We start from the raw sequence: 26,571 nt of genomic DNA on the forward strand, positions 1-26,571 counted from the left end.
ACGGAAAGACAAGGATAGGGGAGGCTCGTCGTGCCGTTTCAGTTTCGCGATGCGATGTGTTCGTCGGCTCTGGTCATGGCCCTTGCGGTTCCAGCCGGCATGGCCAATGCACAGGATAGCGGCGCCGCCGAGAGCGGCCTGGCCGATATCGTGGTCACCGCGCAGCGCAAGCAGGAGTCGGCCCAGACGGCCGCGATCGCGATTGACGCCGTGGGGGGCGATGCGCTGATCGCGCGGGGGATCGGCCAGGCCGAAGCGCTGACCAAGGCGGTTCCGGCGCTGACTGTCACCAATGGCGGCGGGTCCAACACGTCGATCTTCCTGCGTGGCGTGGGAAACATCACCAACAGCAGCTATAACGACCCTGCGGTGACGCCCAGCTATGACGGCGTGGTGCTAGGTCGCGCGGCTGGCGCGTTTGGCGCGGCCTTTTACGATCTGGCGCGGGTGGAGGTCCTTAAAGGTCCACAAGGCATCCTTTACGGCCGCAACGCGACCGGTGGCGCGATCAACATCATCCCCAACCGGCCGGAACTGGGCAAGCGTTCGGGTGGTTTTGCCGCCTCGATCGGCAATTATGACGCGGTCAGCGCCGAAGGCTTCGTCAACCTGCCGGTCGGCGATACCAGCGCGCTGCGCCTTGCCGCGATGAGGCAGGTGCATGACGGCTATAATCGAGATGGGACCGACGATCTCGACCGCAGCGGCGTGCGCGCGCAATGGCTGTTCGAGCCGAGCGACCGGATCAGCATCCGGGTAGGCGGGGACTATACCCATGTCGGCGGAATCGGCACGGGCGGCTCCTATATCGGCGCCTATGTGCAGGGCGCGAGCGGCTATAGTTTCGTGCCTGCGGGGCTGGACAGTTCCGAAGGCTTCAACACCACTGCCGCGAACGCCTATCGCCAGACGGCGCTCGGCGCGCCGGGTTTCGGTTTCCTGACGGCGATGAACCGCGTGCAATCGACCGACAATCGCTACTGGGGCGTGAACGCGGAGATCGCGATCAAGACTGGCATCGGCACGATCACGCTGCTGCCCGCCTATCGCAGGTCAGACGCCGAGAGCTATTTTTACGGGCCGGCTTTCAATACCGCCTATACCAAAGAAAAAGACAAGCAGATCAGCCTCGAGGCGCGGCTCGCCGGTCAGAAAGGGGGCGTCGAATATGTCCTCGGTGGCTTCTATTTCAACGAAACGATCGACAATGTGGGCGAATATAATCAGGAGTTTGTCCTGCCGATCCAGCATTATACGCACAAAACGAAAAGCTGGGCGAGCTTTGGCCAGCTAACTGGGCATCTCAGCGACCGCTTTCGCCTGGTCGGCGGCCTGCGTTATACGCATGATCGCAAGTCGATCGACGGGATCATCAACAATTTCATCGCCTTTTGCGGCGGCATTCCGCCGGTGACGCCGCCCGCTTCCTTCGCGGCGGGATGCGCTGCGCCTGGCGCGCTGCCGCGCTTCCCCAATTTTACGTCCACCGCCGACACAGTAAACTGGCTGATCGCCAATGGCTTCATCGCGCAAGGCAGCACAAACGAAGCCCGCGATCAGGTCTATCCGCTGAGCAACGGTCGGGGGCTGATCCTCAAGACCAACTATCCGGTGGTGGCGTCCGGCACATATAGCCGCGCGACATGGAAGGTCGGAGCAGAGTTCGACGCGGGGCCGCGATCGCTGCTCTACGCTACGGTCGAGACCGGTTATCGCGCCGGCGGCTTCCAGCTGTCGGAGGGCAATCCGGCCTATGATCCAGAATTCATCACCGCCTATACGATTGGATCGAAGAACCGCTTTTTCGGCAACCGCGTGCAGCTCAATGTCGAGGCCTTCTATTGGAAGTATAAAGACCAGCAGATCAACTATTTCTCCATTTCCCCCGACAGCGTGCTCATCAACACGATCGACAATGCGGGTCGGGCGGACATCAAGGGGTTCGATGTCGATCTGATCGTCAAGCCCTTCGCTCGCACGACGTTGAACGGCAAGGTGCAGTATCTCAACACAGAGTATAAGGCGCTGACGCTGACCACCGCGTCGCCCCGCGACAACATCAACTGCCCATCCACGCCCACCGGCGGGCTGCTGAACGATGGGGTCACGCCCATCCTTGCCTTCAATTGCGCGGGTAGGCCGCTGCTATTCTCGCCCAAATGGACAGTGAATATGGGGGTGGAGCAGGTCATACCTGTTTCGGCTGGCGCAGAGTTGAGCGCGTCGGTCAACAGTTCCTGGCGTTCGTCGCAATATGGCGCGTTCGAATATCTCGATTTCGAGAAAATTCCCGGCTACTGGCTGACCGACGCCAGCTTGGCGCTGCGTCTGACGGGCACGGATCTGTCGATCGGCCTGTTCGTCCAGAATATCGAAAACAAGCGGCGCATCGCCACACCACAATCGTCGCCCATCGGCTTTGCGATTGCGCGCTACACCGCGCCACGCACATACGGGCTTCGCGTCTCCTCGTCATTCTAGGATCGGGCATTGGCACAGCAAGCGAGCAGGACATGAAGATCGTCGTGACGGGGGCGGGGGGCTTTGTCGGCCGGCGTCTGGTGGAAAGGCTGGTGACGCGAGGAGATATTGTCACCGGGACGGACACGGTTTCAGGCAGCGTGCCGGACGGCGCGCTGGAAGTCGCCGGCGACATCGCCGATCCGCAGGTCCGGGGTGCGGCGCTGGCCGGAGGATGCGATGCGATCGTGCATCTGGCAACGGTTCCGGGCGGGGCGGCGGAGGCGGACCCCGCTGCATCCTGGCGCATCAACGTGGAGGCGATGCACGATCTGTTGCAGGAAGCCAGCCTACAGCGGCCCGGGCTTCGTTTCGTCTATGCCAGTTCGATCGCCGTCTATGGCGATTCGCTGCCCGCGCAGGTAGACGACAACACGCCGCTGTCGCCGCGCCTGATCTACGGCGGGCACAAGGCGATGATGGAACAGGCTCTTGCCATGTTGTCCAATCGCGGCGCGATCGATGGCGTCACCATTCGGCTGCCTGGCGTCCTGGCGCGTCCGAAGGGGCCGTCTGGCATGAAATCGGCGTTCATGAGCAATCTGTTTCACGCCTTGCGCGCCGGCGAACGGTTCCTATGCCCCGTGTCGGGCGCAGGCACGATCTGGGCGCAATCACTCGACAGGGTGGTGGACAATTTCGTGCACGCGCTGAGCATGAATACTGGCAGGATGCCCCCGACGCGTGCGGTGACGCTGCCGGCGGTCCGCTGCACCATGGGGGCGCTCGCGCAGGAGGTCGCACGGCAATGCGGGCGCAAACCCGACCTGGTCAGCTATGATCCCGATCCGGTGCTACAAGCTGGCTTCGCGGCGCAGCCGCCGCTGATAACCCCCGCCGCGGAACGCGCCGGTTTTGCGCATGACGGAAATCTTGCTAAGCTGGTCGAAAGCGCCCTGCGGACATTGTCGTAGAGGCGCGGAACGGGAGGATGTGATGCGGTTCGGCAGGCTGGACCTCAATCTGCTGGTGGCGCTCGACGCGCTGTTAACCGAGCGTAGCGTATCGCTGGCCGCCGACAAGCTGTGCCTGTCCCAGTCGGCCACCTCCAGCGCGCTAGGGCGACTTCGCGAATATTTTGGCGACGAGTTGCTGGTGGTGAAGGGCCGCCACATGATCCTGACTGCGCGGGCCGAGGAACTGATCGAGCCGGTGCGCGCCGTGCTGGAACAGGTGCGCACCACGATCACTGTCCAACCGCCCTTCGACCCCGCAACGGCGGAACGACAGATCGGCATCATGGCGTCCGACTATTCGACGCAGGTTCTGCTGGCGGACGCGATCGCCGCGATGGAAAAGGACGCGCCGGGCATCCGCTTCGAAATCCAGCCGATGAACGATAACCCGGTCGATACGCTGGAGCGCGGCTATGTCGATCTGCTGCTCACGATCGATTATGCGATTTCGACCGACCATCCAAGCCAGCTCTTGTTCGAGGATGACTATGTCGTGCTGGGCTGGAGCGAAAACCCGGCGATGCATGAGACGATGACGCGAGAGACCTATTTTTCCCTTGGGCATGTCACGGCACGTTTTGGCAAGGCGCGGCTGGCGGCGTTCGACGAATGGTTCGTGCGGCGGCAGAAGCAGCAGCGGCGGGTAGAAGTCGTCGCACCCACCTTTCTTTCGCTGGCCGGGCTGGTGGTCAATACGAACCGGATCGCCACCGTTCATCGCAAGATGGCCGACATCTTCGTGCAAAGCCTTCCGCTGGTTACCTGCGAGACGCCCTTCACGATCCCACCGATCCGCGAGACGATCCAATGGCATATCAGCAACAATAACGACAGCGCGCTGCGCTGGGTTGTGGAGCGGCTGGGCGTAGCAGCGCAACGGCAGCAGGGCGCGCGGAACGTCGTGACCCTGAATGATGCGGAGCGCGTCGCGCGGGAACGTGAGCGGATCGACTTCGCCTATCGCCTGAAATCCAACAATTTTTAAAGCTTAATAGGAGTCCGACCGGCTATGGTCGTAGCGGTCGCGGGCGGCAATGATCCCGGACGAACGGTCGTTGATCCACGCGATCATCCGTTCGGATTCCGCCGCAAGTTCGATGCCCAGGTCCGACAAACGATAGCTCACCTTGGGCGGAATATCGTCCGTCACCGTACGGATGACAAATCCGTCCCGCTCCAGCGCGCGCAGCTTCAGCGTCAATACGCGCTGCGATATGTCTTGCTCATAGGATAGCGCCGCCAGCACGCGTCTTAGATCGGCGTGCCGCAAATCGCCGTGGCGCAGGACAAGGAGAATGAGGCTGGTCCAGCGATCGCCCAGCATCGCCATGACCGATCGCGGCGGCGATGCGGGGTCGGTTCCATGGCGCGCCATCTCCAGTGCCAGGGCCGTGAAGGCGGGCTGCTCCAGAGGGTCCGAGATCCTGTTCTTCATGTGCGGCAGGGTACAAAAAAGTGCCGTCTTCTGTCCACTGACGCCATGGTTATGAACAGTCAAAAGCAAAGGGAGAGGAGCGGAACGATGGATGCGACAAGGCTGCATGACAAGGTGGTCATCATCACCGGCGGGGCCGGGGGCATAGGGGCCGCCACGGCGCGGCTCATGGCGGAGCGGGGCGCGCGTGTCGTTGTCGCCGACATTGCCGAGGGCGCTGCGCAGAATGTCGCCGATATGCTCGGAAACGCGATCGCCTTTCGGGTTGACCTTGCGGATCGGGCGTCGGTCGAAGCGATGATCGCTGCCACCGTCGAGCATTTCGGCCGCATCGACATATTGCACAACAATGCCGCGCTGCTCAGTCCCGAAGTCGCCCGCGCCGATGCCGACATTGAAACCATGGACGTCGATGTCTGGGACCGCACCTTTGCCGTCAATGTGCGCGGCGCGATGATTGCGTGCCGGGCGGCGCTCCCGCACCTGCGCGCCGCGCGGGGTAATATCGTCAATACCGTCAGCAACCTCGCCCTGCAGGGGCATATGATCCAGGCCGCTTATTCCTCCTCCAAGGCCGCGCTCATTCAGATGACGCGGGCGATCGCCGCCAGCCATGGCGTGCATGGCGTCCGCTGCAACGCGGTCGCCCCCGGCATGACCATGACCCCGGCGCTGCGCGACGCCTTTCCGCCCGCGCTGCGCCGCGCGGTCGAGGAGGAAACGCTGCGCGACCGGATGGGTGAGCCGGAGGATATTGCTGAGGCCGTCGCCTTCCTGGCGTCCGACGCCGCGCGCAACATCACGGGCCAAGTGCTGGTCGCCGATGGTGGCTGCGCCAGCCATGTCCCCGGCATCGGCCGGTTCCGTTCCTTTTTCGCTGGAGAACAGGCATGAGCCGTTATGATATTGTCGTGATGGGCGCGGGCCATAACGGGCTGGTGGCGGCTGCCTATATGGCCAAGGCCGGGAAGAAGGTGCTCGTGCTGGAGCGCAAGCCCCATTATGGCGGCGGTGTCTCCACCCGCGAGTTGATACGCCCCGGCTATTGGCATGACGAGCACAGCAATGTGCACATCATGATCCAGGGCAACCCGATGCTGCGCGAGGACGAACTGGGGCTGCTGTCCAAATTCGGCCTAGAATATATTTATCCCGAACTGCCCCACGCGTCCGTCTTCGCGGACGGCACGGTGGTTCGCTCCTGGCGTGATCTTGACCGCACCTGTCAGGAGATCGCCGCCTTCTCGCCCAAGGACGCCGACGCTTATCGCAGCTTCGCTCAGGCGAGCATGGCGGCACTGCCGATGTTCATGTCGGGCCTTTACGCGCCGCCCTTCCCGATGGGTGCGTTCGTGGCGATGATGGACCAGTCGGACGAGGGACGCTTCCTGCTGGACGTGATGCAGCGCTCCGCGCTCGATGTCGTGAACCACTATTTCGAGAGCGACCTGCTGCGCATCCATATTGTCCGGATGGTGACTGAAAATTTGCAGATGCCCGACGAGCTGGGCACGGGGATGGGGGCGTTCCTGATGCCAGGCATCATCCATGCCTATGGCTGTTCCATGCCCAAGGGGGGGTCGGGGCAGCTCAGCCACGCGCTGGTCCGCGCCATCGAGCATTTCAACGGAGAGGTCCGCTGCGACGCCGAGGTGCGGCGGGTTCTCATTTCGTCCGGTCGTGCCGTCGGGCTTGAACTGGTCGATGGCGAGACCTTCATGGCGGCCGACGGGGTGATCGGGGCGATCCATCCGCATGTGCTGCGCAAATTCGTGGCAGAAACCCCGGAACCGGTATTGCAGCGGGCCGAGCGCGTGACCCAAAGCACCTTCTCGATCAATCTCACCCATCTGACGCTCAAGGAGCGGCTCCGGCTCAAGGTCGGCAACGAGACAAATGCGATGATGACTGAGTTGATGGACTTCTACACCGTGCGCGACATGCTGCTCGAATATGACAAGTTGCGACGCGGCGAGGTGTCCGAGCGGCTGATCGCAGGCGGCGACAACACGATCTTCGATCCAAGCCGTGCCCCCGAAGGTGCCGGCGTCTTTTATGGCGTCAACTTCGCGCCCTATGACCTCCATCCCGGCGGACCGTCATCATGGGACGTGCAAAAGGAGGACATCGCCGACCGGGCGCTGGCGCAATATCGCAAATTTTACGCGAACCTGACCGAGGACAATATCAGTGGCCGGCTGATCCGGTCGCCGCTTGACCATGAGCGCGACAGTCCGGCGAGCTTTATCAAGGGCGACATTCATGGCTGCGCCCCCTTCTTCTACCAGAGTGTCGGGCACCGGCCGACTCCAGACTTGGGATCGCTGCGGGTGCCGGGCGTCGAAGGACTCTATCTGGTCGGGCCGTTCATGCATCCGGGTGGCGGTGTGTTCGGCGCGGGCCGGGCCACCGCGATTCAGATGATGGACGACATGGACATTGATTATGACAAGGTGTGCGGGAGGGCGGTGCAATGAACCAGCGACAAACCAAGGCGGCAGTCATGACGATCCTGGACGGCAACGACCGAGAACTGATGGTTGTGCGTAAGCTGGAGCGCGATGGTGACGCTCTGGTGATCCGGGGCAAGATTTTCGGCGCGATGCCGATGGTGGCCAAGGTGACGCCGGATCAGGCTCGCGCGGCGTTGAAGCTGCTCGACCTGGGAACAATCCTGTTCCTGCTGTCGCTGCCGTTTCGCAAGGGCTGATCATCCGGCCAATTCGGTCCTGTAAATAGGTGCCGTCCCAAAAGCCGCGTTTCTCGCTCGTGCGCCCTGCGGCCATAAGAATGTGTGATAATATTTGGGGTTTTTGGGCAATGAGCATAATCGGCATTGAATCTGTTTTGTTCGGTGTCGCGGACGTGGCGGAACATACTCGCTTCTGGATCGACTTTGGCCTGACGGCCGAGCGAACGAGCGATACGGAGGCAGTGTTTCTGCTGCCGTCGGGCAGCCGCGTCGTGGTGCTACCCCATGGCGACCCGCGCCTGCCGTCGCCAGATCCGTTTCCCGGCGACGGCCTGAAGCTGACGGTGTGGGGCGTCGACACGGCCGAGAGCCTGGAGGCCATGGCGGCCAGCCTGGCGGGTGAGGTCGATGTGACCCGGGCAGAGGACGGAACGGTCCATGCCCGCTGTCCCGATGGCCAGCCCATCGCGTTACGCCTGTGGACCAAGCGCCGGTTCGTGAGCGAGGCAAGTCCGGTCAACACGCCGTCCCACCATCCCCGCTTTAACCAGCACCGCATCTGGCGACACAAGGCGATCCCCAAGACGATCAACCATGTCGTCTTCTTTTCGCCCGACTATGTCGGTAGCTTCGAATTTTACGAGCGGCACCTGGGCTTCCGCTATATCGACCACAGCATGGGAACGGGAATTTTTGCCCGCGCCGGCGGCACGTACGAGCATCATTCGATCTTCTGGGTCAATTGTGACCTTCCGTTCGCGCCGGACTATTTCAAGTTCATGCACATCGCCTTTGGCATGGACGACATTGACGAGGTGATGCTGGGCGCGAACATCATGGAGCATAAGGGCTGGAAGAACCAGAGCATGAATAGCTCGGGCGGCATTTCCCGCCACCGGGTATCGAGCGCGATCTATTATTATTGTGACATGCCGGGCAAGGCCGGGGAGGCGGAATATCACGCCGACACCGATTATCTGGATGATAATTGGGTGCCCCGGGCCTGGGACTTTCGTTTCGGATCGCTGCTCTGGTCCAATAACGCGCCGGCCATCTTCCGCGGAGACGACATCCCCTGGGACATGCGATTTGATGCCGACCGCAAAAGCTTCGAGGCCTATCGACGCAATCGGCCGGGCAAGCAGCCGATCGACGGCAAGCTGGCTGAACTGACCGAAGATGATGAACACGCGATCTGAGCATTGATCGCGGGCATGAAAAAGGGGCCGTCTGGCCCCTTTTTTGTGTCAGCCTCTGTCGCTCAGATCACCGTTTCGACATGCTCGACCGCCGGTGGGGAGACGAAGAAGGGGGAGGCCAGCGCCCGCCAGGACTGAAAGCCCTCCGACGCGCGAAAGTCGACCATATGCGCGTCCACGCTGTCCCAGCCGACAATGAGCCGATAGCGGTCGGGGTTTTCGATAGAACGCTGGAGGCCGAAAGAGACGAATCCCCTCGCCGCTTCGAAATGCGGTCGCGCCTGTGCAACCGCTGCCTCGAACTCGGTCGCTCGATCGGGATCTATGGTGAAGGTGGCGATTTCGTGGATCATGGCGTCGCGTCCTCGATAAATTCAATCAGGTTGCCCGCGCAATCGCGGATGAAGCAGCCCTTGCCGAAGCTTTCGCGCACGACGAACGCGATGTCGACGCCTTTTGCCTCCATCTCTTCCAGAAAGCATTCGAGATCAGGAACGCAGAAGGCGACGTGCTTGTTGCCATGGGTGCGGATGTCGGTGTTGGGCACGCGACGCTCTTCTGGCAGAGGCGCTGCCCCCTCGACCTCGAACAGCTCGAACCGCAAAGACGCTTTGCGGATCATGGCCGTGTCGGACCGTGCGCCCTTGATATAAAAACGCTGCTCCAGCTCGAAGCCCAGCACGCGCCCGTACCAATCGAGCGCCTCGTCGAGACTGGGCACCGACACGCCGCCATGGTGAAAGCGAAACTCGGCCATTATTGCATCTCCGCGAAGCTTTGGGCGCACCAGTCTGCGATATAGTCGCGCATGCCAGTACCGTTATCGGCGCCGCAATGTTCGACCTCGAAATCGGCCCTGGTGAACATGCGCAGGTGGCGCTTGGGACTGTTGACCGCCTGATCGTAAGACAGCTGGGCATTGAAGGCGGGAATTTGCCGGTCGTTCTCGCCATGGGTGATGAGGAAGGGGACGCGGATCTTCTCGACCTGTCCATCAAGCGTAACCTGGTCAGTATAGGCGAGAAGCTTATCCCGGTCGTCGAAGCCGAAGACCCAGAGCACATGATCCCAATAATGGGGCACGGGGTTTTCACCCTCATTTGACACGCGCTCGCGCTGGCGCTGGCCCCACACATGGTTTGCGCCCATGACGGCGCACAGCGCGTAGCGCGGATCGTTGGCGGCGATGCGGGGGGCATGATAGCCGCCGAAGGACAGGCCGAAGATGCCGATCTTGGATGGTATTACGTCGCTGCGGGTCAAGAGATAGTCGAAGGCCGGGCTGCCCCAGCGCTCGGCGTCATAGACGGCGGGCAGGCCCCGTTTGCGGATCGCCTCACCGGTGCCCGGCTGGTCTAGGAACAGGGTGTTCATGCCGCGCTCCAGGTTCGATTGACCGTGGCCGGCCATGCAGACCTGCTCCTTCATCGAATCGAGCCCGTTCACGGACACCAGCGTCGGCCGCGGCGTGCCGCTGCCATCATGGTAGAAGATGCCGGTATAGCTGCCACCCGCATAGGGAATCTCGACCTTCTCGACATGCAGGCCACGCAGCCGCGCGCCCTTGTGGAACAGGTCCATCCCCTTGTCATAAGCGACCCAGCGCGGCGCGTAGTCGCGGCTCTGCATCCGCTCGGCCGCCAGATAATAGCCTGAGGCGCGCAGATATTTGGTGCCGGCCGACAGAAGAAAGCCCTGTGCTTCGTCGCCAGCGGCGTTGGCCGCCACCTGATCGGCGACCGCGATCCAGCTGTCGAAAAGCGCCGCCGATCCTGCGTCCGCGCCGTTCAACGCAGCCTCCCGCACCGGGCGGCACGCCTCGTCCAGCTCGCCATGATTGCCGCCGCACACGAGCGCCAGATTGACGGCGAGGTTCCACACATAATTGCCGGGAAAAGGTTCAAACATCGCTATGTCCTTCGGGTAATCAGTCCGCGGTCCAGCCGCCGTCGACGATCAGGCTGGTACCGGTCATCAGCGCCGATGCGTCCGACGCGAGGAAAAGGACCGCGCCCATCAAATCTTCGATCCGGCCGAGCCGGCCCAGTTTGATCTTGGCCAATACGCCCGCCTTGAAGGCGTCATCTTCGAAAAAGGGCTTCGTCATCGGCGTTTCGATGAAGGTCGGCGCAATGACGTTGGACCGGATGCCGTGCGTCGCAAGATCGAGCGCGAACGCCTTGTTCATGCCCTCAAGCGCCCATTTGGACGCGCAATAAAGCGACCGGTTCGGCCCGCCGACATGCCCCATCTGGCTGCCCATATGGATAAGGCTGCCGTTCGTCCCGGCCTGCATCATCCGCCGGGCGCATGCCTGCGCGACGAAGAAGGCAGATTTGACGTTAAGGTTGAGAACCGCGTCATAATCCGCTTCGCTGACGTCCCACATCGGTTTCGGCCGGTTGGTGCCGGCATTATTCACAAGGATGTGAAAGGCATCTCTTGCGGCAAAGAAGCGATCGACTGCGGCAAGGTCGGACACGTCGAGCACGACAGCGTCGGCGACGCCGCCTGCCGCCCCGATGCTGGCAACGGCGGCGTCGATCTCTGTAGCGGTCCGGGCGACAAGCGCGACCGACGCACCGGCCTCAGCCAGCGCGGCCGCAGCGCCAAGGCCGATGCCGCGCCCAGCACCCGTGACGACCGCGCGCCGCCCATCGAGTCGGAAGCTCGGCGCCTGCGGCAGCGTCTCCACCGTCAGGCCGCCGTCGCTGGCGTGGGTTCGGCCTGCCCGGCATAAGGGACGTTCCGCCCGCCAAAGCGCCGAACGCGGATATTCGCCTGCTCGCCATGGCCCGCGAAGCCTTCGAGCGCGCACAGGCGGCTGCAATATTCGCCGATCAGGCTGGACGCCGCGTCCGTGGTGACGCGTTGATAGGTACAGGTTTTGAGGAACTTGCCGACCCACAGGCCACCGGTATAGCGGGCCGATTTCTTGGTGGGCAGGGTGTGGTTGGTGCCGATCACCTTGTCGCCGAAGGATACGTTCGTGCGGCTTCCCAGGAACAGCGCGCCGTAGTTGGTCATGTTCTTCAGGAAATAGTCGGGGTCGGCAGTCATCACTTGAACATGCTCCGAGGCAATGTCGTCGGCGATGCTCACCATTTCATCATAGCTGTCCGCGACGATCACTTCTCCGTACGTCTCCCAAGCCTTGCGGGCATGATCGGCCGTCGGGAGGATGTCTAGCAGCCGCTCGATCTGCGCCATGGTCTCCCGCGCAAACGCCTCGCTGTTGGTTAGCAGCACGCCGGGGCTGTCGGGACCATGTTCGACCTGGCCCAATATATCGGTCGCGGCGATTTCCGGGTCGCAGCCGATGTCATCGGCAATGATGAGGGTTTCTGTTGGGCCAGCAAACAGGTCGATCCCGACCCGGCCGAACAGTTGGCGCTTGGCCTCCGCCACAAAGGCATTGCCTGGCCCCACGAGAATATCCACAGGATCGATCGACTCCGTGCCGATCGCCATAGCGCCGACCGCCTGGATGCCGCCAAGGGCGTAAATCGCGTCTGCGCCCGCCATGGCCTGCGCCGCCACGATGGCGCGCGCGGGTTTGCCCTGGAAGGGCGGCGCACAGGTAATGACACGCTTCACACCCGCGACCTTGGCCGTGATGACCGACATATGGGCCGACGCAAGCAGCGGATATTTGCCCCCCGGCACGTAGCAACCGGCCGAATTAAGCGGAATATTCTTGTGACCGAGCACGACGCCGGGCAAGGTTTCGACTTCGACGTCCTTCATGCTGTCGCGCTGGATCTGCGCGAAGTTGCGCACCTGCGTTTGCGCGAACTCGATGTCCTTGCGCTCCTGTGGCGTCAGGCTGTCGACGCAGGCGTCGATTTCCGACTGGCTGAGACGATAATCGTCCCGCGCCCAGCCATCAAATTGGATCGACATGTCCCGCACCGCCTGATCGCCGCGCTTTTCGATGTCGGCGAGCGCGGACTCCACGATGTCGCGAACCTTGCGATCCGCGTCCGCCTTGGCCTCCGCTGTTGCGCCGCGCTTGAGCCAGATGGCCATATCGATCTCCCACTCTTGTCTGGAACCATATTTCGCGTGGTTCCTAGCCGCATGGCCAGAGGGCGGACCATCGCATCTTATCAATGCCTGACTATCGATCTTATCCCGTTGTGGCGTACCGGACCCTCGGTTAGCCGATCGTCAGGCCGAACGCTCTGGCGCGGCCTTTTCCATGAGAGGATGGTGACGGGATGCGCTTGGCGACGCTGGACGATGGGAGGCCGGACGGCCGGCTGATCGTCGTTTCCAACGATGGGCTTTGTTATGCACCCGCCCCGGTGGACAGCTTGCAGGAGGCGCTGGGGGCATGGCGCGACGTCGCGCCTCTGCTGGAAGCGGTGCAGGATTTCCCCGATACGCTCGATGTCCGGCGGTTGATGGCGCCGCTGCCGCGCGCCTGGCAGTGGCTCGACGGGTCGGTTTACCCCAGCCATGGCGCGCTGATGGACAAGGCGCTGGGCATAGAGCCCTTCCGGCCGGAAGGGCCACCCATGTATCAGGGCGTGTCCGACACTTTTTACGCGCCTCACGCCGACGTGCCGATGGCGGACGAGGCTCTGGGCATCGACTTTGAGGGCGAGTTCGGCGTCATCACCGACCATGTGCCGATGGGCACACCGGCCGCCGAGGCCGGGCGCTACATCCGTCTGGTCGTCCAGATCAACGACTGGTCGCTGCGCAAGCTGGCCGGCCCGGAAATGAAGTCGGGCTTTGGCTGGATACAGGCCAAGCCGCCGTGCGGAATGGCGCCCTTCGCGGTCACGCCCGACGAATTGGGCGAAGCGTGGGGCAATTTCCGTCCGGCGCTTCACCTTCGGGTCGACTGGAATGGCGAGCCGTTTGGCAATGCGTTTGGCGAGCCGATGGCTTTTGGCTTTCATGAATTGGTGGCGCATGCCGCACGGACCCGCAACCTGGTCGCAGGCACCGTGATCGGGTCGGGCACGGTGTCGAACGAAAATTACCGCGAAGTCGGCTCTTCCTGCATTGCCGAGCGGCGCGGCATCGAGATCGTCGATCATGGTCAGCCGCGCACGGACTTCATGAAATATGGCGACATGGTGCGCATGGAAGCGCGCCTGTCCGACGGCCGCGCGCCCTTTGGCGTGCTCGAACAAAAGGTGGTGAAGCCATGAGTGAACAGCAACTTTCCGATTCCGGCCTGCCGCCGGTGCAGCGGGTCGTCACCGGCCATGACGCGGACGGTCGCGCGCGTTTTCGTGGCGAGGATCACGCGCCGCTGCGCATGGTGCCAACGGGAGACGCCGCGATGCTGACCATATGGTCCACGGCCACTGTCCCTGCCGACAATAATGACGAGACCGAGGGGCGCGATCGGGAGACTGGCGTCACGCTGAACGGCGGATCGGTGATCCGCATCGTCGATATGCTGCCGCACAGCGAAAGTCCGATGCACCGGACCAACTCGATCGACTACGGGATCGTCATGAAAGGCGCAATCGAGCTGGAGCTGGAGGACGGCCACAAGCGGACGATCGAGGAAGGTGGCGTCATCGTCCAGCGGGGGACCAATCATCGCTGGCGCAACACAACCGATACGGTGTGTCGCATCGCCTTCATCCTGATCGAGGCGCCGGCCTACCTCCACAACGGCGTGCCGCTTACCGAAGCGAAGCCGGAACAGGTCGATGCCGCGTACGGCATGATGGAAAGCCCGGCCGCGCAGGCCGACTGACGAAGCGGGCCGCAACGACGGCCTCTGGAAAATGGCGCGGAGCAAAGCGCGCTGCACTCTCCAAGGGGAATGAGGATGCAACAATCGAAATATCTGAAATGGCTTGCGCTGACGCCGGCCGTGGCGGCGCTCGCGCTTGCCGTCGCCGGGCCGCTGCATGCCGATCCGGTGGCGAATCCCCCAGCGCCGACGTTTCAGGACAGCGATTTCCTGACGCTCTATCCAGGCGTCTGGACCGACCGGGAACGGCCGCTCGTGGCGAAATATCTGGCTGATAACCAGGCGCTGCGCGACCGTGGACCGATCGATGTCAAGGCGCTTGTCACCGGCCGCCTGCCCAAGGGGACGCCAGGCCTTGGTCCGGTGGTGCGGGCGACCGAAGCCTGGGTGCGCTATAATAACGCCAAATATGATCCCGAAAGCAAGCTGCGCAACGACGCTGCCTATGCTCGTCAGCTGGGTTACAAGGACATCGTCGGTTTTGTGAGCTTCGCGGCGCATGACGATACATTCATGGTGCCTTTTCCCCCGGCCGCGCGCGACCGTTTGCTGGTCAGCCACCTCAACCATAGCATCACCAACTATCGCCCAATCTATCCCGGCGACACGCTGTATCTGGTGATGAACGACCGCCGCATGAAGGATCTGACGCCGCCTGAGGGCGCGCCGATGCGAAGCGTCGCCATCACCAGCGGCGGGTCCATATATAATCAGAAGGGCGAGAAGGTCACGGACGTCACCTTCCGCGTCGTGGAAAGCGTGCGCATCTTCAAGGACCCGACGCGCGCACCTGAAAATCCCGGCTTCATGGATATCTGGGAAGCCCCGGACTGGTGGCGGCGGCCGGCGCATTTCTACACCGACGAGGATTGGCGCAAGATCGAAACGCTCTGGTCGCAGGAAAAGATGCGCGGTGCGGAGCCGCTATATTGGGAGGATGTGAAGGTCGGCGATCAGCCCGCGCCCACGGCGGACGGTCCGATCCTGGCCTCGGTCATCCCCGTCGCGCCATGGGGCATGGGCGCGGGCGGCAGCCGCACATTGCGGCGCGAAATCATGGACCCGGCGGCCCGCGCCAAGCTGGTGCGCGGACAGAAGGATGGCGTCTACCGCTCCACCGACCCGCAGGTGAACGTGCCCACCCCGCCGCTTGAACAGACCAATAACGAAGGTGAAAGCGGCGGCGCGATCGTAACGTCGGACATCCACAAGGACGGCGAGAAGCGCAGCCCGCTCGTCAATTATATGGGTCGCGATTTTGCCATCCGGCATATCACCAACTGGATCGGCGATCGCGGCTGGATTCAGACTCTAAGCTGGAGCATCATGGACCCGCGTTCGCATTGGGTGAACGGCAAGTCGGTGCCGCGCAATCCTGACGCGCCTCGTTTCCTCGACCGCGTGCCGTTCATGAAGGATCGCTTCGTCGATACCCATGGGCTGACGCAGGACATGATGATCGTCAAATCCTATGTGACGGATAGATATGTCCGCGACGGCCGGTTCATGGCCGAACTGGTCTGGTGGATCGAGACGATCGAGGGCGACATATTGGAGGAAGGCAGCGCGGCCGTGCGTCTGCCCAGCCGCACGGAGGCGCCCGACGCCGTGACAAAAGCCGTGACGGCAGGCGGCTGAAAGTCTCTGCCGGCCAGTATTCGGTTTCCTGGATAGATCGCTTTGATCGAAGTGGTTTGATGTCGGTCATTGCCGGGCATTAGGTCGATACCTGATAAAAAGTTGAGGGGATTTGTAATGCGCACCACAACCTATGGCGCGGCGGCGACCTGCGTGCTTTATATGACGACGGCACTCACGCCTACCGTCGCTGCCGCCGAGCCGCAGGGACAAGATCCGGCCGGCATCGCGGATATTGTCGTGACCGCCGAGCGGCGCCCTCAGACAATTCAAAAAACGCCAATTGCCATCACGGCAATCGATGGCAGCCAGCTTAGCAGGTCCGGCATTACCGATCTGGTCAACGCGGTCGAGCGTGCGCCCGCGGTGCAGATTCAGAAAAGCAATATTGGGTCGGCCTTCTACATCCGAGGTGTCGGGTCGCGCGGATTGAGCGGCGAAACACCCATTTCCGTCTTCCAGGATGGCATCTATCAGCAACAGGCGGAAATGATCGGTGTTGGCTTCGCCGACCTTAACCGGATCGAGGTGTTGCGCGGGCCGCAAGGCACCATCTACGGCCGCAATGCAAATGGCGGCACGATCAATCTCATCACCAATGATCCAGAGCTGGGCAGGCTTGGCGGGGCGGTGATGGCGCAATATGGAAATTACGATGCGCTGGGCCTTCAGGGGATGGTCAACATACCGCTGAGCGAAACGCTCGCATTGCGGATCGTGGGCGCGCGCAACAAGCATGACGGCTACCTCACCAATGGCCTCAACGACCAGAACCAGGATCTTGGCCGGGCGAAGCTGCTCTGGCAGCCATTGCCCGAATTGCGGGTACTGCTGAGCGTCGAGCGGACCGAGATCGACCAGGATGGGCCGGGTAACGTCATTTTGCCCACTGACCGTGACAACCCCTGGACGGCGCCCGATTATTCGACGTTGCTGACTATTCCTGCGTTTACGCCGGTCTATTGCAGCCCTCAATGCCAGGCGTTCTTCACGCTCAAAAACACGGCCTATCGCGGCGAATTGAGCTATGATTTCGGCTTTGCCACCGCCACTTTCCTGACGGGCATCCAACGATTTCAGCGTAGCTACGGCCAACCCTTTTCGGGCTTATGGGAAATTGACGACTTGCCGGTCGATCAGGAAACATACGAAGCTCGCCTAAATTCTGCGTCGGACGCACCGATCCAGTGGGTAGTCGGCGTCTATGTCTTCGACCAGGATCGCGCTGGCGAGAAGAAATATAATTACAGTTTCGGCCAATATACCGACTATGCAGTCTATGAATCGCATTCGCGCGCCGTCTTTGGGCAGGCTACGGTTCCCGTATCGGACGTTCTGCGTGTCACTGGCGGGTTGCGCTATACCCGCGACAAGTTCCGCCGGCGCGACGATATCGGTGTAGTTGATGGAACCACCGGTGAGATTACGCAACAACCCACCGCTGGCACGCTGCAATCTGGAAGTTACGGCAAGCTGACCTACAAGATCGGTGCCGAATATGATGTTTCGCCGCGATCGATGCTCTATGCCCAGCATTCCACGGGGATCCGGTCTGGCGGCGTCGATCCTGCCGGGGGCCTCTATCGCCCTGAGACAATCGACGCGTTCGAACTGGGTTCGAAGAACCGCTTCCTTGGCAACCGGCTTCAGGTTAACGCAGCGGCCTATTATTATCTCTACAAGGGCTATCAGCTCTCTTATTATGTCTATGCGAACGGAGGTTCGGTTCCAAGCTTCATCACAAGCAATGTGCCCGGAACGACGAAAATCTGGGGAGCGGAAATCGAGGGTCAATTTTCCCTGACCCGCAACGACCGGATCGACTTTTCCGCGAATTACCAAAAGAGCAAGTTCGGCGATGCGCAAATCACCACGAGCTGCACGCCGGCAGGGGTCTGCACCGTCACCGACCTGAGCGGCCGGTCGCTGCCCCGGACACCGAAATGGACAGCCACATTGGGTTACGAACATCGGTTCGACCTCGCCGACAACGGCTCTGTGACGGCGCGGGTCGATGGCCAGTATAAGTCGGCCTATAATGTCGATCTGCTGACCTTCGCCAATTCGCGGCAAAGCGCCTATGCTCTGCTCAATGGCCGGCTGACCTATGCCGCGCCGGACGACGCCTGGACGATCGGCGCATACATCAACAACGCGACGAACCATCCCGTCATCCAGCAGGCAAATACAGCCGGGCCTCAGGTCTATGGCGTCATCAATGACCCGCGCACTTATGGCGTGGTCTTTTCGGCCAAATTCTGATGATGGCGCTGCGGCGATGGCATAGATGGGTCGCGGTTCCGGCTGCGATCTTCCTTGGCCTCATCGCCCTGACCGGCGTGCTGCTGCATCTTGACATGATCCGGCTGGGCGAACGCCCGCCCGGCGCGGATCAGGAAGCGCGCCGTCCGCGTCAGCCCATTCCCGCCGACGCGGACCTCGCCGCCATGGTGGTTCGCGCGGCGACGGCGGCACGGGCGGAGCGCGGGCTGGATGTGCGGACGATCCAGGTCAATCTTGACGGTCCCCGTGTTACCGTGAGTGCAGGGCCGGGCGGTCCTCCGGGCACGCCGCAGTTGTTAATCGACGCGCGCACCGGCCAGCGGATCGTCGCGCGCCCGCCGCCTGCCAGCTTTCACTACGTGTTGCAAAACATCCATGCCGGCTACGTCTTTGGCTGGGCCGGGCGTATCGTCAGCATCCTGAGCGGGCTTAGCCTGCTGGCGCTCAGCATCACCGGCATACAGCTGTGGCGGGACATGCGCGCCAAGCGCCGCAAGGCGGCATTTTTCTGGAAATGAGATCGACAATGACGGGACGCGCGATGACCAAGCATGACCAGCCGGGTTTCATGACCGGCATATCCCTGCTGCTGCCGATTACCCTGACGACGATGGCGGTGGTTTTGCTGACACCGATCATCCCGGACCTGATGAAGCAGTTTTCGGACGTACCCAATTACGAATATTGGGTGCCGATGATCCTGACGCTGCCGTCGCTCTGTGTCGCGCTGCTTTGTCCGGTCGCAGGGATGCTGGGCGATTATTTCGGGCGGCGACGGCTACTGCTCGCCTCGTTCATTCTGTATGCCATGGTCGGCGTGGCGCCGGTGTTCCTGTCCGATCTCACCCACATCCTCGTCTCGCGAATTGGCGTCGGCATTGCGGAGGCGCTGATCTACGTGCTGTCGACGACGATGATCGGCGATTATTACAAGGGTGCGGCCCGTGACAAATGGCTGGGGGCGCAGACGGCATTCGCATCAATGTCCGCGCTTCTATTCTTCAACCTGGGAGGACTGCTGGGCGAGGGGGGGTGGCGCATGCCCTTCTGGGCCTACGCGTCCGCCGCGATCATGTTTCTTCTCGTGGCGCGCTTTACCTGGGAGCCACGCGCGGACGAGAGGGCGAGCCTGGAGGTTGCGCCCGTTCGCTCGATGTCCTGGGCGGGTTTTCCGTGGGGATGGATGGCGATGATCGTGCTCATCACGATCTACGGCTCGATCTTCTTTTACACGGTCCAGATACAGGCGCCCTCGGGTCTTGCCGAACTGGGTTTGTCCAGCCCGGCGGAGCGTGGCTTCCTGACGTCGATCGCCAGCATCGGCGTGCCGCTCGGCACCTTTCTCTATTCGCGACTGGGGCCCAAATGGCCGGTCAGCCGGCTCCTTCTCATCGAGTTTGGCCTGTTGTCCCTCGGCTTCTTCCTCATGGGTTCGGCAGGAAGCGTGACGGGGTTCCTGATTGGCTGCTTCGTCAACCAGCTGGGCGCGGGCCTGCTGCTCCCGACGTTGCTGGTCTGGTCGATGTCGATTCTGTCCTTCGACTTTCGCGGGCGGGGCGTAGGCTTCTGGCAGTCCGCCTTCGCGTTCGGCCAGTTCCTCTCGCCAGTAGTCGTCACATTCCTTTCGCAGCGCGGCGGCGGGCTGCTCGCGGCCTTTACGTTGTTGTCGGCGGCGGCGCTGGGGGGCGTGCTGATCGCCCTCCTTGCCTCCCGCGCGCCCCCCATGGCCAAGGAGCCTGTCGTCTATGAGTGATCGTCTGAACGGAAAGGTGGCTGTCGTCACCGGCGCGGCCAACGGCATCGGCAAGGGATGCGCCGACATCTTCCGGCAGGAAGGCGCAAGCGTGATCGGCGTCGACTTGGAGGGCGCTGATCAGGACTGCGACCTGATCGACGAGGGCGCGACCCAAGCCCTCTTCGACCGCATCGGCGCCGAGCATGGCAGGATCGACATATTGGTCAACGCTGCCGCTTTTGCCCTATTCGACTGGATCGAAACCCTGTCCTACGCCGACTGGCGCAAGACGCTGACGGGCGAGCTGGACATCGTGTTCTTGGCGACCCGCGCTGCCTGGCCGTGGATGAAGGCGAGCGGCGCAGCGAGCATCATCAACTTCGCGTCCGCCAACGCCCGCCATGCGCTGGCCGGATCGCCAGCGCTCGCCCATTGCGCGGGGAAGGGCGGCGTGTTGGCGATGACGCGGCAACTGGCGATGGAAGGCGCGCCGCACGGCATCCGGGCCAACACGATCGCGCCGGGCTTCATCCTGACCGCCGCGACCGAACGGCATCTGCGCTCCGATCCGTCGATGGAGGCCAAGGTGCTGGAAAAGAACATGCTCCAGATGCTCGGTGCGCCCGATGACATAGCTTGGTGCGCGACCTGGCTCGCCAGTGACGAGGCGCGCTATGTCACAGGGGGGGATTTCCCGGTGGATGCCGGCGCAACTGCTTGGTGACCACCGCAACAAATTTCGTCACTCACCAAGGCCACGCAGAAACGGCGATGGATTCTTGTGCCCGGTCATAAGCGAAATGCCCGCTCTCGGAATAGCAGGCGACCGGCTTGTCGTGTCGCTCGATATGTTCGCGCATCGCCTCAGTTGCTCTCGCTCTCGACCATCTTGAGGTGCATCTGCTCGCTGGTCGCGTCGTCGATATATACGAGCAGGGTGCATTACGGCGCGCAATCCTCGAACCACCAGTGCTTCGATGCGTCGATCTGGATCAGCTCGCCTCGGCAGTCCGGGCGATAGCGCGGTTGATAGGGACGTGGGCGCCAGGCCACGCGATCAGCCCAGATGCCAGGCTCGATCATCAGCTTGCGCAGTGTCTCGCGCGAAACGCGGATATCGCGCCGCACGGCGAGATACTCGGCAGTCAACGTCGGACGGAAGTCGTGATAATGCTCCAGGACAAGCGCAGCAATCCGGGGTGCGGATCGCGTCGTCCATGCGCCGATTACTGGGGCGACCATGGCGGCGCAAAGCAAGCTCGGAGGAACCATCATCCATGAAGGGGGTTAGCAGACGATGCGCGTTGCGTCGTGTAACGCTCATAATCCACCTAAACCAGCGTCTTAACCCGCGAAATCTCTTCGCTACTCATCCACAACACTGCCATGCATAACGCCTCAACCAGTCGGAAGGCACGGTAGCGCAGGTGAGACATCTCTGACTTGCGCCACTGTGAGATTTGAACGTTGCTGATACAGCAGATAAGTACGATAATATTTCTTATGTTAAGCATTTCCCCTAGCATTGATGCTTGGTAACCAATAAGCTTTCAGACCACGGCCTTTCGCCAGCTAATAAACCGGTAGCAGCAGGTCCTCGGCTTCTGGCTTCGACCAATTTCCATGTCGTGCCCAATTGGAAGAATTACATGATCTCCCGGATATACCTTGGGGCCAAGCGGCTCCTCACTGGCGACTACTGGACTTTATCAAGCTTATGCAATTCCCGTCGCATGACCTTCCCATTGCTGGTTCTAGGCAATTCATCAACAAACTGAATTAAACGTGGGCATTTATAAGCGGCGAGGCGCTCCCTGCAGAATGTCTCGATTTCGTGGGCTTCAATCTGATATCCCTGCCTCAGCACGATATATGCCTTTGCAATCTCACCCTTGACTGGGTCTGCTTGCCTGCCGACAGCGGCCATCGAAATTGCCGGATGTTCAGCCAGCACGCGTTCAATCTCGGCGGGGTAGATATTGAACCCGCCCGTCAGGATCATGTCCTTCAGACGGTCTACGACAAAGGCTCTGCCGAAGGCGTCAATCCTGGCCAAATCCCCTGTCCTGAGCCACCCTCCGGCCAACAGCGTCTCAGCCGTTCTGGCGTCATCGCCATAATAGCCCATCATGGTCATAGGCCCCTTGATCTGGAGTTCGCCCACTTCCCCTTCGCTTAAAGCGACCTCGGGCGCAGCAGGGTCTGCAACGCGCAATTGGCAATAAGGCAGCGCGCAACCGACCGAACCATGGAGGTTCTGGCCCCACAGCGGATGCGTTGTCCCGAGCCCGGCTATCTCGGTCATGCCCCACAGTTCGATGATGGGCGCGTCGAAGCGCTTTTCGACCTGCGCCATCGTGGCGGCGGGCATCGTCTGGCCACCGACATAGAGCCTGGTCAGGCTCGAAAGATCACATTCGTCGATGGACGGTTCATCGAGCATATACATGTACATGGTGGGCACACCGTCCAGCACGGTAGCGCGGTGACATTGAACGTCATGCAGAACGGCGCGGGCGTCGAATCTGCGATGCAGGACCAGCTTGGCGCCCTGAAGCATCATGGCCTGCATCACGACGTTTGCGTAGACATGAGGGCAAGGCAGCGCGCTGAGCATCACATCGGTGGCGCTCCGCATCTGCATCTGCGCCGTCATCGCTCCATTCAGCAGAACGGCACGATGGGATTGCATGGCCCCCTTGGGGTGTCCTGTTGTCCCCGATGTGTAGCAGATCGTCGAAAGGCTGTCGGCGGACACGGTTGGCATCGGCAGCGAGCTGTCAGCATGGTCGAGCATGGCGCCAAAATCGAGCACCCCGTCCGGCAAGTCCCCATGAAAAGCTATGACCGCCTCGACCTTGCCAATGAGGGGCGCCACTTGCCCCAGTTTGTCCGGCGAGGTGATGATGACCCGCGCTCCGCAATCCCGCATCACATATTGCAATTCGCTCGAAGTCAGCATGGTGTTTACGGGATTGATGACCGCCCCCACCCTCGCGATGGCGTAGTAGCTGACGATCCATTCCCAGCAATTGCACGCATATAGAGTGACAATGTCGCCCTGCCGCACGCCAATGCGCGCTAGGCCGGACGCGGCGCCCTCGACAAGCGCGCCGATGTCGCGAAATGAGAAGCTTCTGTCCTCGAACACCAAGGCTTCGCGGTCGCCGAAACGATTGGCCGCTTCGGCGGCGACTTCGCCCAGATGATGCGGCAACATCGTCATTCTCCTGCCTTTCAGGCGATCGCCTGCATGTCGTTCCGGGTCACGATGGTTTGCGCGTTGGTGTATTCGGCAAGCCCTTCCAGCGAATTTTCAATGCCCACGCCCGACTGCTTGTGGCCTCCAAATGCGACGTGCGGCGAAAAGCTATGGATCTCGTTGATCCAGACGGTGCCGGCTTCGATCCGTTCGGCGACGCTGCGGGCCGTAGCGATATCCTTGCCCCAGACCGATGCCGCCAACCCATATTCAGTGTTGTTCGCGCGGCTCACCACGTCATCAATGTCGGTGAACTTGAGCAGAGGGAGAACCGGGCCGAATGGCTCTTCCGAAACAACACGGCTGTTTTCGGGAGGATTGTCCACGATCGTGATGGGCACAAAATATCCCGGCCCTTCGGGAATATCGCCGCCAAGAAGAAACTTCTGGTTGTTGGCGTGAATGTCGGCGAACAGATCCTTCAGTTTCTCGAACTGCATCCGGTTCTGGATCGGGCCAAGGTCCGTGCCCTCATGCGACCCGTCTCCGACCTTGATCGTGCTGGCATATCGTACAAGCGCGGCAGCGAGATCATCATAGATGTCCGCGTGGATATAGACTCGCTTGGCCGCGACGCAGAATTGCGCAGAGTTCTGGAATGCCGCCCAGAATAGCTGCTTTGCCGTTTCCTCAATATCGACATCGGGAAGGACGATCGCGGGATCGTTGCCGCCCAGTTCAAGCGTAAGGCGCTTTAGATTGCCTGAACAGCTTTCCATGATCTTGCGACCGGTCGCGGTCGAGCCGGTGAAGCTGATCTTGCTGATGTCCGGATGCGATGTAATCCATGCGCCCACCTCATTGCCCCCCGATACGATGTTGAGAACGCCTGCGGGCAGAATGTCGCGCAGGACTTCGCCAAGCTTGAGGGTGGTTAACGGGGTATAGGGCGAAGGCTTTAGCACCATGGTATTTCCCGCCACCAGAGCCGGCGCGATTTTCCAGATCGCGAGCAGGACCGGGAAGTTCCACGGCGTTATGCCACCTACTACGCCCAGCGGCACGCGGCGCGTTTCGACGGTCCGGCCAGCGGTTTTCTCTACCACATGCACCGGCAGCACCTGCGTTGCGATTTCCTTGCACCAGATGACAGAGCCGAAAATCTCCCACTCCGCGCCAGCGCGAGCCTTGCCCTGTTCGCGGGTAAGAAGCCGCATGAACTCTTCCGCATGCTCTTCGATCACTTCCCCGATGCGCGCGACCAATGCCTGGCGCTCGGCGATCGGACGGTTGCTCCACGCCGGAAAGGCGGACTTCGCTGCCGCCACGGCCTCGTCAAGCTGTGCACGGCTAGCGGCGGGAACCATGGCGATAACGTCTTCGCTGGCCGGATTGAACGCTTCGAACATCGCGTTTGACGTCGCAGGCTCGCCGTTGATGGTCATGGTATAGGCGTCATCAAACGATATGGTCATGGGTTCGCTCTCCAATGGTTCGATTTGCCGGAATTGCTCAGATTCCGCTTTTCGCGAGCATCCGCGACACCAGCCAAAGCATGGGTCTGGAAGCGAAGATGGGCCGGGCAAGAGGCAGTATTTTTTCGACGGCCGCCGGCATGGCGGCGATCACATATTCGTTGCTTTTCGACCTGTCTTCCGGGTCGAACGCGTTTTTGACCTTGCGCATGTAGCTGGCCGCTTTGCCAAATCGCGCTCCGGTGACATCGGCGATCGGGCCGACTGAGAGAGCCGTGTGGCCTACCGGGTTCGCCCAGCTTTCGCGGAAATGGTCGAGCAGAGAATGGAGCGCGGCCCGGCGCGACGCTTCTTTCGCAGGGTCAAACTGGAGGATATTCTCCGCCCACATATATCGCCCTTCCTGTGGCCAGATCCATTGCTCTTCCTTGCCGCCCTGGGTGAGATGACCGCCAGGCTGGTTCTGCCCCTTGAGGATGGTTTCGCCTGCTTCGATAGCTCGGGGCAGGAAATGAAAGGAATCCAGCACGCCAAAAGACGTGGTGATACCGCTCGCAGGCCGCAAAACGCGTGGCACATAGTGAGAGGTGAACAGATTGCGAAACAGCACCTGCTCATCCTGTCGATCGAGTTTCAGGAAGCGCCCCCCCGAAGCCGCGACGATATCGCGCAGGCAGGCCGTGCGCCACGCATGCTCCTCAGCAGAGCGCGCAACCGTCAACAGCGTCCAGCTGCTATCATTTTCCGTCCAAGCGACTTCGGGAAGCGTCCCAGCTTCCGACTTTTCTATATATTCGGCATTTGTCGCAGTCACCGTCCAACCGATGTGATCAGCCGGCATGCGCAACATGGCGAAGACCAGATCGTCCTGAAGCAGCTGGAATGTGCCCTCGCGCTGGCATTCAACGTCCGGCCACACCACTTGATGAAAGCCAAAATGCTCAGGGATCTCTGATCCGATCTGTGGCAGCGATCCCGTGTCCCGCAATACCCCTTTAAGCGGAACCGGATAGAGTTTGTACCCGATCCGGGTGAAGACTCCGAGCCCCCCTCCTGCTCCAAAGAAGCCGCGGATCATGCCTCGCACGCCCGGACCGGGGCCTTCACCTGCGAACCATCCGCAATCACTGCCCGAGGTGCCGCCTCGAACAATATCGCCTTTGGGCGAAACCCATTCCCAGGACAGCAAATTGCGCATATTCGCGCTCGTCCCCTGCGACGTAATGCCTACGCCGATCAGCGACGTCGCGGACGCCAGGGGAGAATGCGCCGGGCCAGCCCCGACGATATGACAGGTCATGCCGTGCTTCAGCGCTTCGGCCTGCAACATTCCGGCGGTCGCATATGGGCCGATTATGGCCATGCGGTCTTCCGGCACGATTTCAAGCTGGTTCATCCGGCGCAGGTCTATCGAAATGGACCGGTCACTCGAGACATTGGCCATGGATCCGTAGCCGGTGGAGTGCGCCTTGAAATGCAGATCGTGCCGTATGCAGCATTTGACGATGGCGGCAACTTCTTCGGTGGTCGATGGCATGACGACGACAACGGGCCAGAATTTGGCGAATTTGGAGTCGCCCGGCACCTTGCCGACGCCGCAGGACCATGCGTAACCGCTCAATATCGCCGGGTCGTCGCTGATGTGACGAGAGCCGACGATTTCTTCGAACTCGCGACGCGCTGCATCGCTCAATTTCGCCCCTTGGGCCAT

24 protein-coding genes are annotated in these 26,571 nt (G+C 61.5%); 14 read left to right on the plus strand and 10 right to left on the minus strand.

Annotation, left to right across the window (positions count from 1 at the left end):
* The first annotated feature begins 30 nt into the window (after positions 1–30).
* Genes RLDS_RS46715 through RLDS_RS46725 form a run of 3 tightly spaced genes read left to right on the plus strand, consistent with a single transcriptional unit; the run spans position 31 to position 4,461 of the window.
* The gene (locus RLDS_RS46715; protein ID WP_021227338.1) at positions 31–2,481 is read left to right on the plus strand and encodes a TonB-dependent receptor; all 2,451 of its coding nucleotides are present in this window, start codon (positions 31–33) and stop codon (positions 2,479–2,481) included.
* 32 nt (positions 2,482–2,513) lie between these two features.
* Positions 2,514–3,434 (plus strand): NAD-dependent epimerase/dehydratase family protein, encoded by a 921-nt coding sequence (locus tag RLDS_RS46720; protein ID WP_021227339.1) that lies wholly within the window; start codon positions 2,514–2,516, stop codon positions 3,432–3,434.
* Between the two features lie 22 nt (positions 3,435–3,456).
* A complete protein-coding gene (locus tag RLDS_RS46725; protein WP_021227340.1) occupies positions 3,457–4,461 on the plus strand; it encodes a LysR family transcriptional regulator in 1,005 nt (334 codons plus the stop codon).
* Between the two features lie 3 nt (positions 4,462–4,464).
* Here RLDS_RS46725 and RLDS_RS46730 read toward each other — a convergent pair whose 3' ends face one another.
* Entirely contained in the window at positions 4,465–4,911 is a 447-nt protein-coding gene (locus tag RLDS_RS46730) for a winged helix-turn-helix transcriptional regulator (RefSeq protein ID WP_021227341.1), read from the minus strand.
* Positions 4,912–4,998: 87 nt separating this feature from the next.
* Between RLDS_RS46730 and RLDS_RS46735 the strand changes: the two genes are divergently transcribed.
* The 4 genes from RLDS_RS46735 (at position 4,999) to RLDS_RS46750 (ending at position 8,802) form a co-directional block, all read left to right on the plus strand.
* Positions 4,999–5,805: an SDR family NAD(P)-dependent oxidoreductase gene (locus RLDS_RS46735; protein WP_021227342.1), complete on the plus strand. Its 807-nt coding sequence runs from the start codon at positions 4,999–5,001 to the stop codon at positions 5,803–5,805.
* A complete protein-coding gene (locus RLDS_RS46740) occupies positions 5,802–7,388 on the plus strand; it encodes a phytoene desaturase family protein (RefSeq protein ID WP_021227343.1) in 1,587 nt (528 codons plus the stop codon). Before RLDS_RS46735 ends, RLDS_RS46740 begins: the two co-directional genes overlap by 4 nt.
* A gap of 26 nt (positions 7,389–7,414) precedes the next feature.
* On the plus strand, positions 7,415–7,621 hold the full coding sequence (locus RLDS_RS46745; RefSeq protein ID WP_031298669.1) for a hypothetical protein: 207 nt from the start codon (positions 7,415–7,417) through the stop codon (positions 7,619–7,621).
* A 110-nt stretch (positions 7,622–7,731) separates the two neighbouring features.
* On the plus strand, positions 7,732–8,802 hold the full coding sequence (locus RLDS_RS46750) for a VOC family protein (RefSeq protein ID WP_021227345.1): 1,071 nt from the start codon (positions 7,732–7,734) through the stop codon (positions 8,800–8,802).
* Positions 8,803–8,864: 62 nt separating this feature from the next.
* Here RLDS_RS46750 and RLDS_RS46755 read toward each other — a convergent pair whose 3' ends face one another.
* The 5 genes from RLDS_RS46755 to hisD are packed head-to-tail and all read right to left on the minus strand — an operon-like array spanning position 8,865 to position 12,831.
* Complete coding sequence (locus RLDS_RS46755) at positions 8,865–9,155, minus strand: antibiotic biosynthesis monooxygenase family protein (protein WP_021227346.1); 291 nt, start codon at positions 9,153–9,155, stop codon at positions 8,865–8,867.
* Positions 9,152–9,559: a VOC family protein gene (locus RLDS_RS46760; protein ID WP_021227347.1), complete on the minus strand. Its 408-nt coding sequence runs from the start codon at positions 9,557–9,559 to the stop codon at positions 9,152–9,154. The genes RLDS_RS46755 and RLDS_RS46760 overlap by 4 nt, the downstream gene beginning before the upstream one ends.
* Positions 9,559–10,710, minus strand: coding sequence for an alpha/beta hydrolase (locus tag RLDS_RS46765; protein WP_021227348.1), 1,152 nt, complete (start codon positions 10,708–10,710; stop codon positions 9,559–9,561). Before RLDS_RS46765 ends, RLDS_RS46760 begins: the two co-directional genes overlap by 1 nt.
* Before the next feature lie 19 nt (positions 10,711–10,729).
* Positions 10,730–11,497: an SDR family NAD(P)-dependent oxidoreductase gene (locus RLDS_RS46770; RefSeq protein ID WP_021227349.1), complete on the minus strand. Its 768-nt coding sequence runs from the start codon at positions 11,495–11,497 to the stop codon at positions 10,730–10,732.
* A 2-nt stretch (positions 11,498–11,499) separates the two neighbouring features.
* Positions 11,500–12,831: a histidinol dehydrogenase gene (hisD, locus tag RLDS_RS46775; RefSeq protein ID WP_021227350.1), complete on the minus strand. Its 1,332-nt coding sequence runs from the start codon at positions 12,829–12,831 to the stop codon at positions 11,500–11,502.
* A 191-nt stretch (positions 12,832–13,022) separates the two neighbouring features.
* Here hisD and RLDS_RS46780 point away from each other — a divergent pair, with 191 nt between their 5' ends.
* The 7 genes from RLDS_RS46780 to RLDS_RS46805 all read left to right on the plus strand — a co-directional run bounded on the left by RLDS_RS46780 (position 13,023) and on the right by RLDS_RS46805 (position 20,907).
* Complete coding sequence (locus RLDS_RS46780; protein WP_021227351.1) at positions 13,023–13,967, plus strand: fumarylacetoacetate hydrolase family protein; 945 nt, start codon at positions 13,023–13,025, stop codon at positions 13,965–13,967.
* Positions 13,964–14,527, plus strand: a complete 564-nt coding sequence (locus RLDS_RS46785) for a cupin domain-containing protein (RefSeq protein WP_021227352.1) — start codon at positions 13,964–13,966, stop codon at positions 14,525–14,527. Before RLDS_RS46780 ends, RLDS_RS46785 begins: the two co-directional genes overlap by 4 nt.
* A gap of 75 nt (positions 14,528–14,602) precedes the next feature.
* Positions 14,603–16,165: a hypothetical protein gene (locus RLDS_RS54645; RefSeq protein ID WP_021227353.1), complete on the plus strand. Its 1,563-nt coding sequence runs from the start codon at positions 14,603–14,605 to the stop codon at positions 16,163–16,165.
* A 117-nt stretch (positions 16,166–16,282) separates the two neighbouring features.
* Positions 16,283–18,427 (plus strand): TonB-dependent receptor, encoded by a 2,145-nt coding sequence (locus RLDS_RS46790; protein ID WP_021227354.1) that lies wholly within the window; start codon positions 16,283–16,285, stop codon positions 18,425–18,427.
* On the plus strand, positions 18,427–18,966 hold the full coding sequence (locus RLDS_RS46795; RefSeq protein ID WP_021227355.1) for a PepSY domain-containing protein: 540 nt from the start codon (positions 18,427–18,429) through the stop codon (positions 18,964–18,966). Before RLDS_RS46790 ends, RLDS_RS46795 begins: the two co-directional genes overlap by 1 nt.
* A gap of 8 nt (positions 18,967–18,974) precedes the next feature.
* On the plus strand, positions 18,975–20,201 hold the full coding sequence (locus RLDS_RS46800) for an MFS transporter (protein WP_021227356.1): 1,227 nt from the start codon (positions 18,975–18,977) through the stop codon (positions 20,199–20,201).
* A complete protein-coding gene (locus RLDS_RS46805; RefSeq protein WP_021227357.1) occupies positions 20,194–20,907 on the plus strand; it encodes an SDR family NAD(P)-dependent oxidoreductase in 714 nt (237 codons plus the stop codon). The genes RLDS_RS46800 and RLDS_RS46805 overlap by 8 nt, the downstream gene beginning before the upstream one ends.
* Positions 20,908–21,125: 218 nt before the next feature.
* On the opposite strand, the gene RLDS_RS54650 is transcribed toward RLDS_RS46805, so the two are convergent.
* From RLDS_RS54650 to RLDS_RS46825, 4 genes are all read right to left on the minus strand, one after another.
* The gene (locus tag RLDS_RS54650; RefSeq protein WP_052034167.1) at positions 21,126–21,425 is read right to left on the minus strand and encodes a hypothetical protein; all 300 of its coding nucleotides are present in this window, start codon (positions 21,423–21,425) and stop codon (positions 21,126–21,128) included.
* A 454-nt stretch (positions 21,426–21,879) separates the two neighbouring features.
* Positions 21,880–23,409 (minus strand): class I adenylate-forming enzyme family protein, encoded by a 1,530-nt coding sequence (locus RLDS_RS46815; protein ID WP_201767499.1) that lies wholly within the window; start codon positions 23,407–23,409, stop codon positions 21,880–21,882.
* An 11-nt stretch (positions 23,410–23,420) separates the two neighbouring features.
* Positions 23,421–24,860, minus strand: a complete 1,440-nt coding sequence (locus tag RLDS_RS46820) for an aldehyde dehydrogenase family protein (RefSeq protein WP_021227361.1) — start codon at positions 24,858–24,860, stop codon at positions 23,421–23,423.
* Between the two features lie 37 nt (positions 24,861–24,897).
* On the minus strand, positions 24,898–26,571 hold the full coding sequence (locus tag RLDS_RS46825) for an FAD-binding oxidoreductase (RefSeq protein ID WP_021227362.1): 1,674 nt from the start codon (positions 26,569–26,571) through the stop codon (positions 24,898–24,900).

Origin of the sequence: Sphingobium lactosutens DS20 (genome assembly GCF_000445105.1) — a bacterium.
GTDB lineage: Bacteria > Pseudomonadota > Alphaproteobacteria > Sphingomonadales > Sphingomonadaceae > Sphingobium > Sphingobium lactosutens.

Excerpts from the sequence above, each read along its gene's own strand:
- RLDS_RS46720 (WP_021227339.1), top strand. The coding sequence starts at position 2,514 with ATGAAGATCGTCGTGACGGGGGCGGGGGGCTTTGTCGGCCGGCGTCTG.
- RLDS_RS46725 (WP_021227340.1), top strand. The coding sequence starts at position 3,457 with ATGCGGTTCGGCAGGCTGGACCTCAATCTGCTGGTGGCGCTCGACGCG.
- RLDS_RS46730 (WP_021227341.1), bottom strand. The coding sequence starts at position 4,911 with ATGAAGAACAGGATCTCGGACCCTCTGGAGCAGCCCGCCTTCACGGCC.
- RLDS_RS46735 (WP_021227342.1), top strand. The coding sequence starts at position 4,999 with ATGGATGCGACAAGGCTGCATGACAAGGTGGTCATCATCACCGGCGGG.
- RLDS_RS46740 (WP_021227343.1), top strand. The coding sequence starts at position 5,802 with ATGAGCCGTTATGATATTGTCGTGATGGGCGCGGGCCATAACGGGCTG.
- RLDS_RS46745 (WP_031298669.1), top strand. The coding sequence starts at position 7,415 with ATGACGATCCTGGACGGCAACGACCGAGAACTGATGGTTGTGCGTAAG.
- RLDS_RS46750 (WP_021227345.1), top strand. The coding sequence starts at position 7,732 with ATGAGCATAATCGGCATTGAATCTGTTTTGTTCGGTGTCGCGGACGTG.
- RLDS_RS46755 (WP_021227346.1), bottom strand. The coding sequence starts at position 9,155 with ATGATCCACGAAATCGCCACCTTCACCATAGATCCCGATCGAGCGACC.
- RLDS_RS46760 (WP_021227347.1), bottom strand. The coding sequence starts at position 9,559 with ATGGCCGAGTTTCGCTTTCACCATGGCGGCGTGTCGGTGCCCAGTCTC.
- RLDS_RS46765 (WP_021227348.1), bottom strand. The coding sequence starts at position 10,710 with ATGTTTGAACCTTTTCCCGGCAATTATGTGTGGAACCTCGCCGTCAAT.
- hisD (WP_021227350.1), bottom strand. The coding sequence starts at position 12,831 with ATGGCCATCTGGCTCAAGCGCGGCGCAACAGCGGAGGCCAAGGCGGAC.
- RLDS_RS46780 (WP_021227351.1), top strand. The coding sequence starts at position 13,023 with ATGCGCTTGGCGACGCTGGACGATGGGAGGCCGGACGGCCGGCTGATC.
- RLDS_RS46785 (WP_021227352.1), top strand. The coding sequence starts at position 13,964 with ATGAGTGAACAGCAACTTTCCGATTCCGGCCTGCCGCCGGTGCAGCGG.
- RLDS_RS54645 (WP_021227353.1), top strand. The coding sequence starts at position 14,603 with ATGCAACAATCGAAATATCTGAAATGGCTTGCGCTGACGCCGGCCGTG.
- RLDS_RS46790 (WP_021227354.1), top strand. The coding sequence starts at position 16,283 with ATGCGCACCACAACCTATGGCGCGGCGGCGACCTGCGTGCTTTATATG.
- RLDS_RS46795 (WP_021227355.1), top strand. The coding sequence starts at position 18,427 with ATGATGGCGCTGCGGCGATGGCATAGATGGGTCGCGGTTCCGGCTGCG.
- RLDS_RS46800 (WP_021227356.1), top strand. The coding sequence starts at position 18,975 with ATGACGGGACGCGCGATGACCAAGCATGACCAGCCGGGTTTCATGACC.
- RLDS_RS46805 (WP_021227357.1), top strand. The coding sequence starts at position 20,194 with ATGAGTGATCGTCTGAACGGAAAGGTGGCTGTCGTCACCGGCGCGGCC.
- RLDS_RS54650 (WP_052034167.1), bottom strand. The coding sequence starts at position 21,425 with ATGGTCGCCCCAGTAATCGGCGCATGGACGACGCGATCCGCACCCCGG.
- RLDS_RS46815 (WP_201767499.1), bottom strand. The coding sequence starts at position 23,409 with ATGACGATGTTGCCGCATCATCTGGGCGAAGTCGCCGCCGAAGCGGCC.
- RLDS_RS46820 (WP_021227361.1), bottom strand. The coding sequence starts at position 24,860 with ATGACCATATCGTTTGATGACGCCTATACCATGACCATCAACGGCGAG.
- RLDS_RS46825 (WP_021227362.1), bottom strand. The coding sequence starts at position 26,571 with ATGGCCCAAGGGGCGAAATTGAGCGATGCAGCGCGTCGCGAGTTCGAA.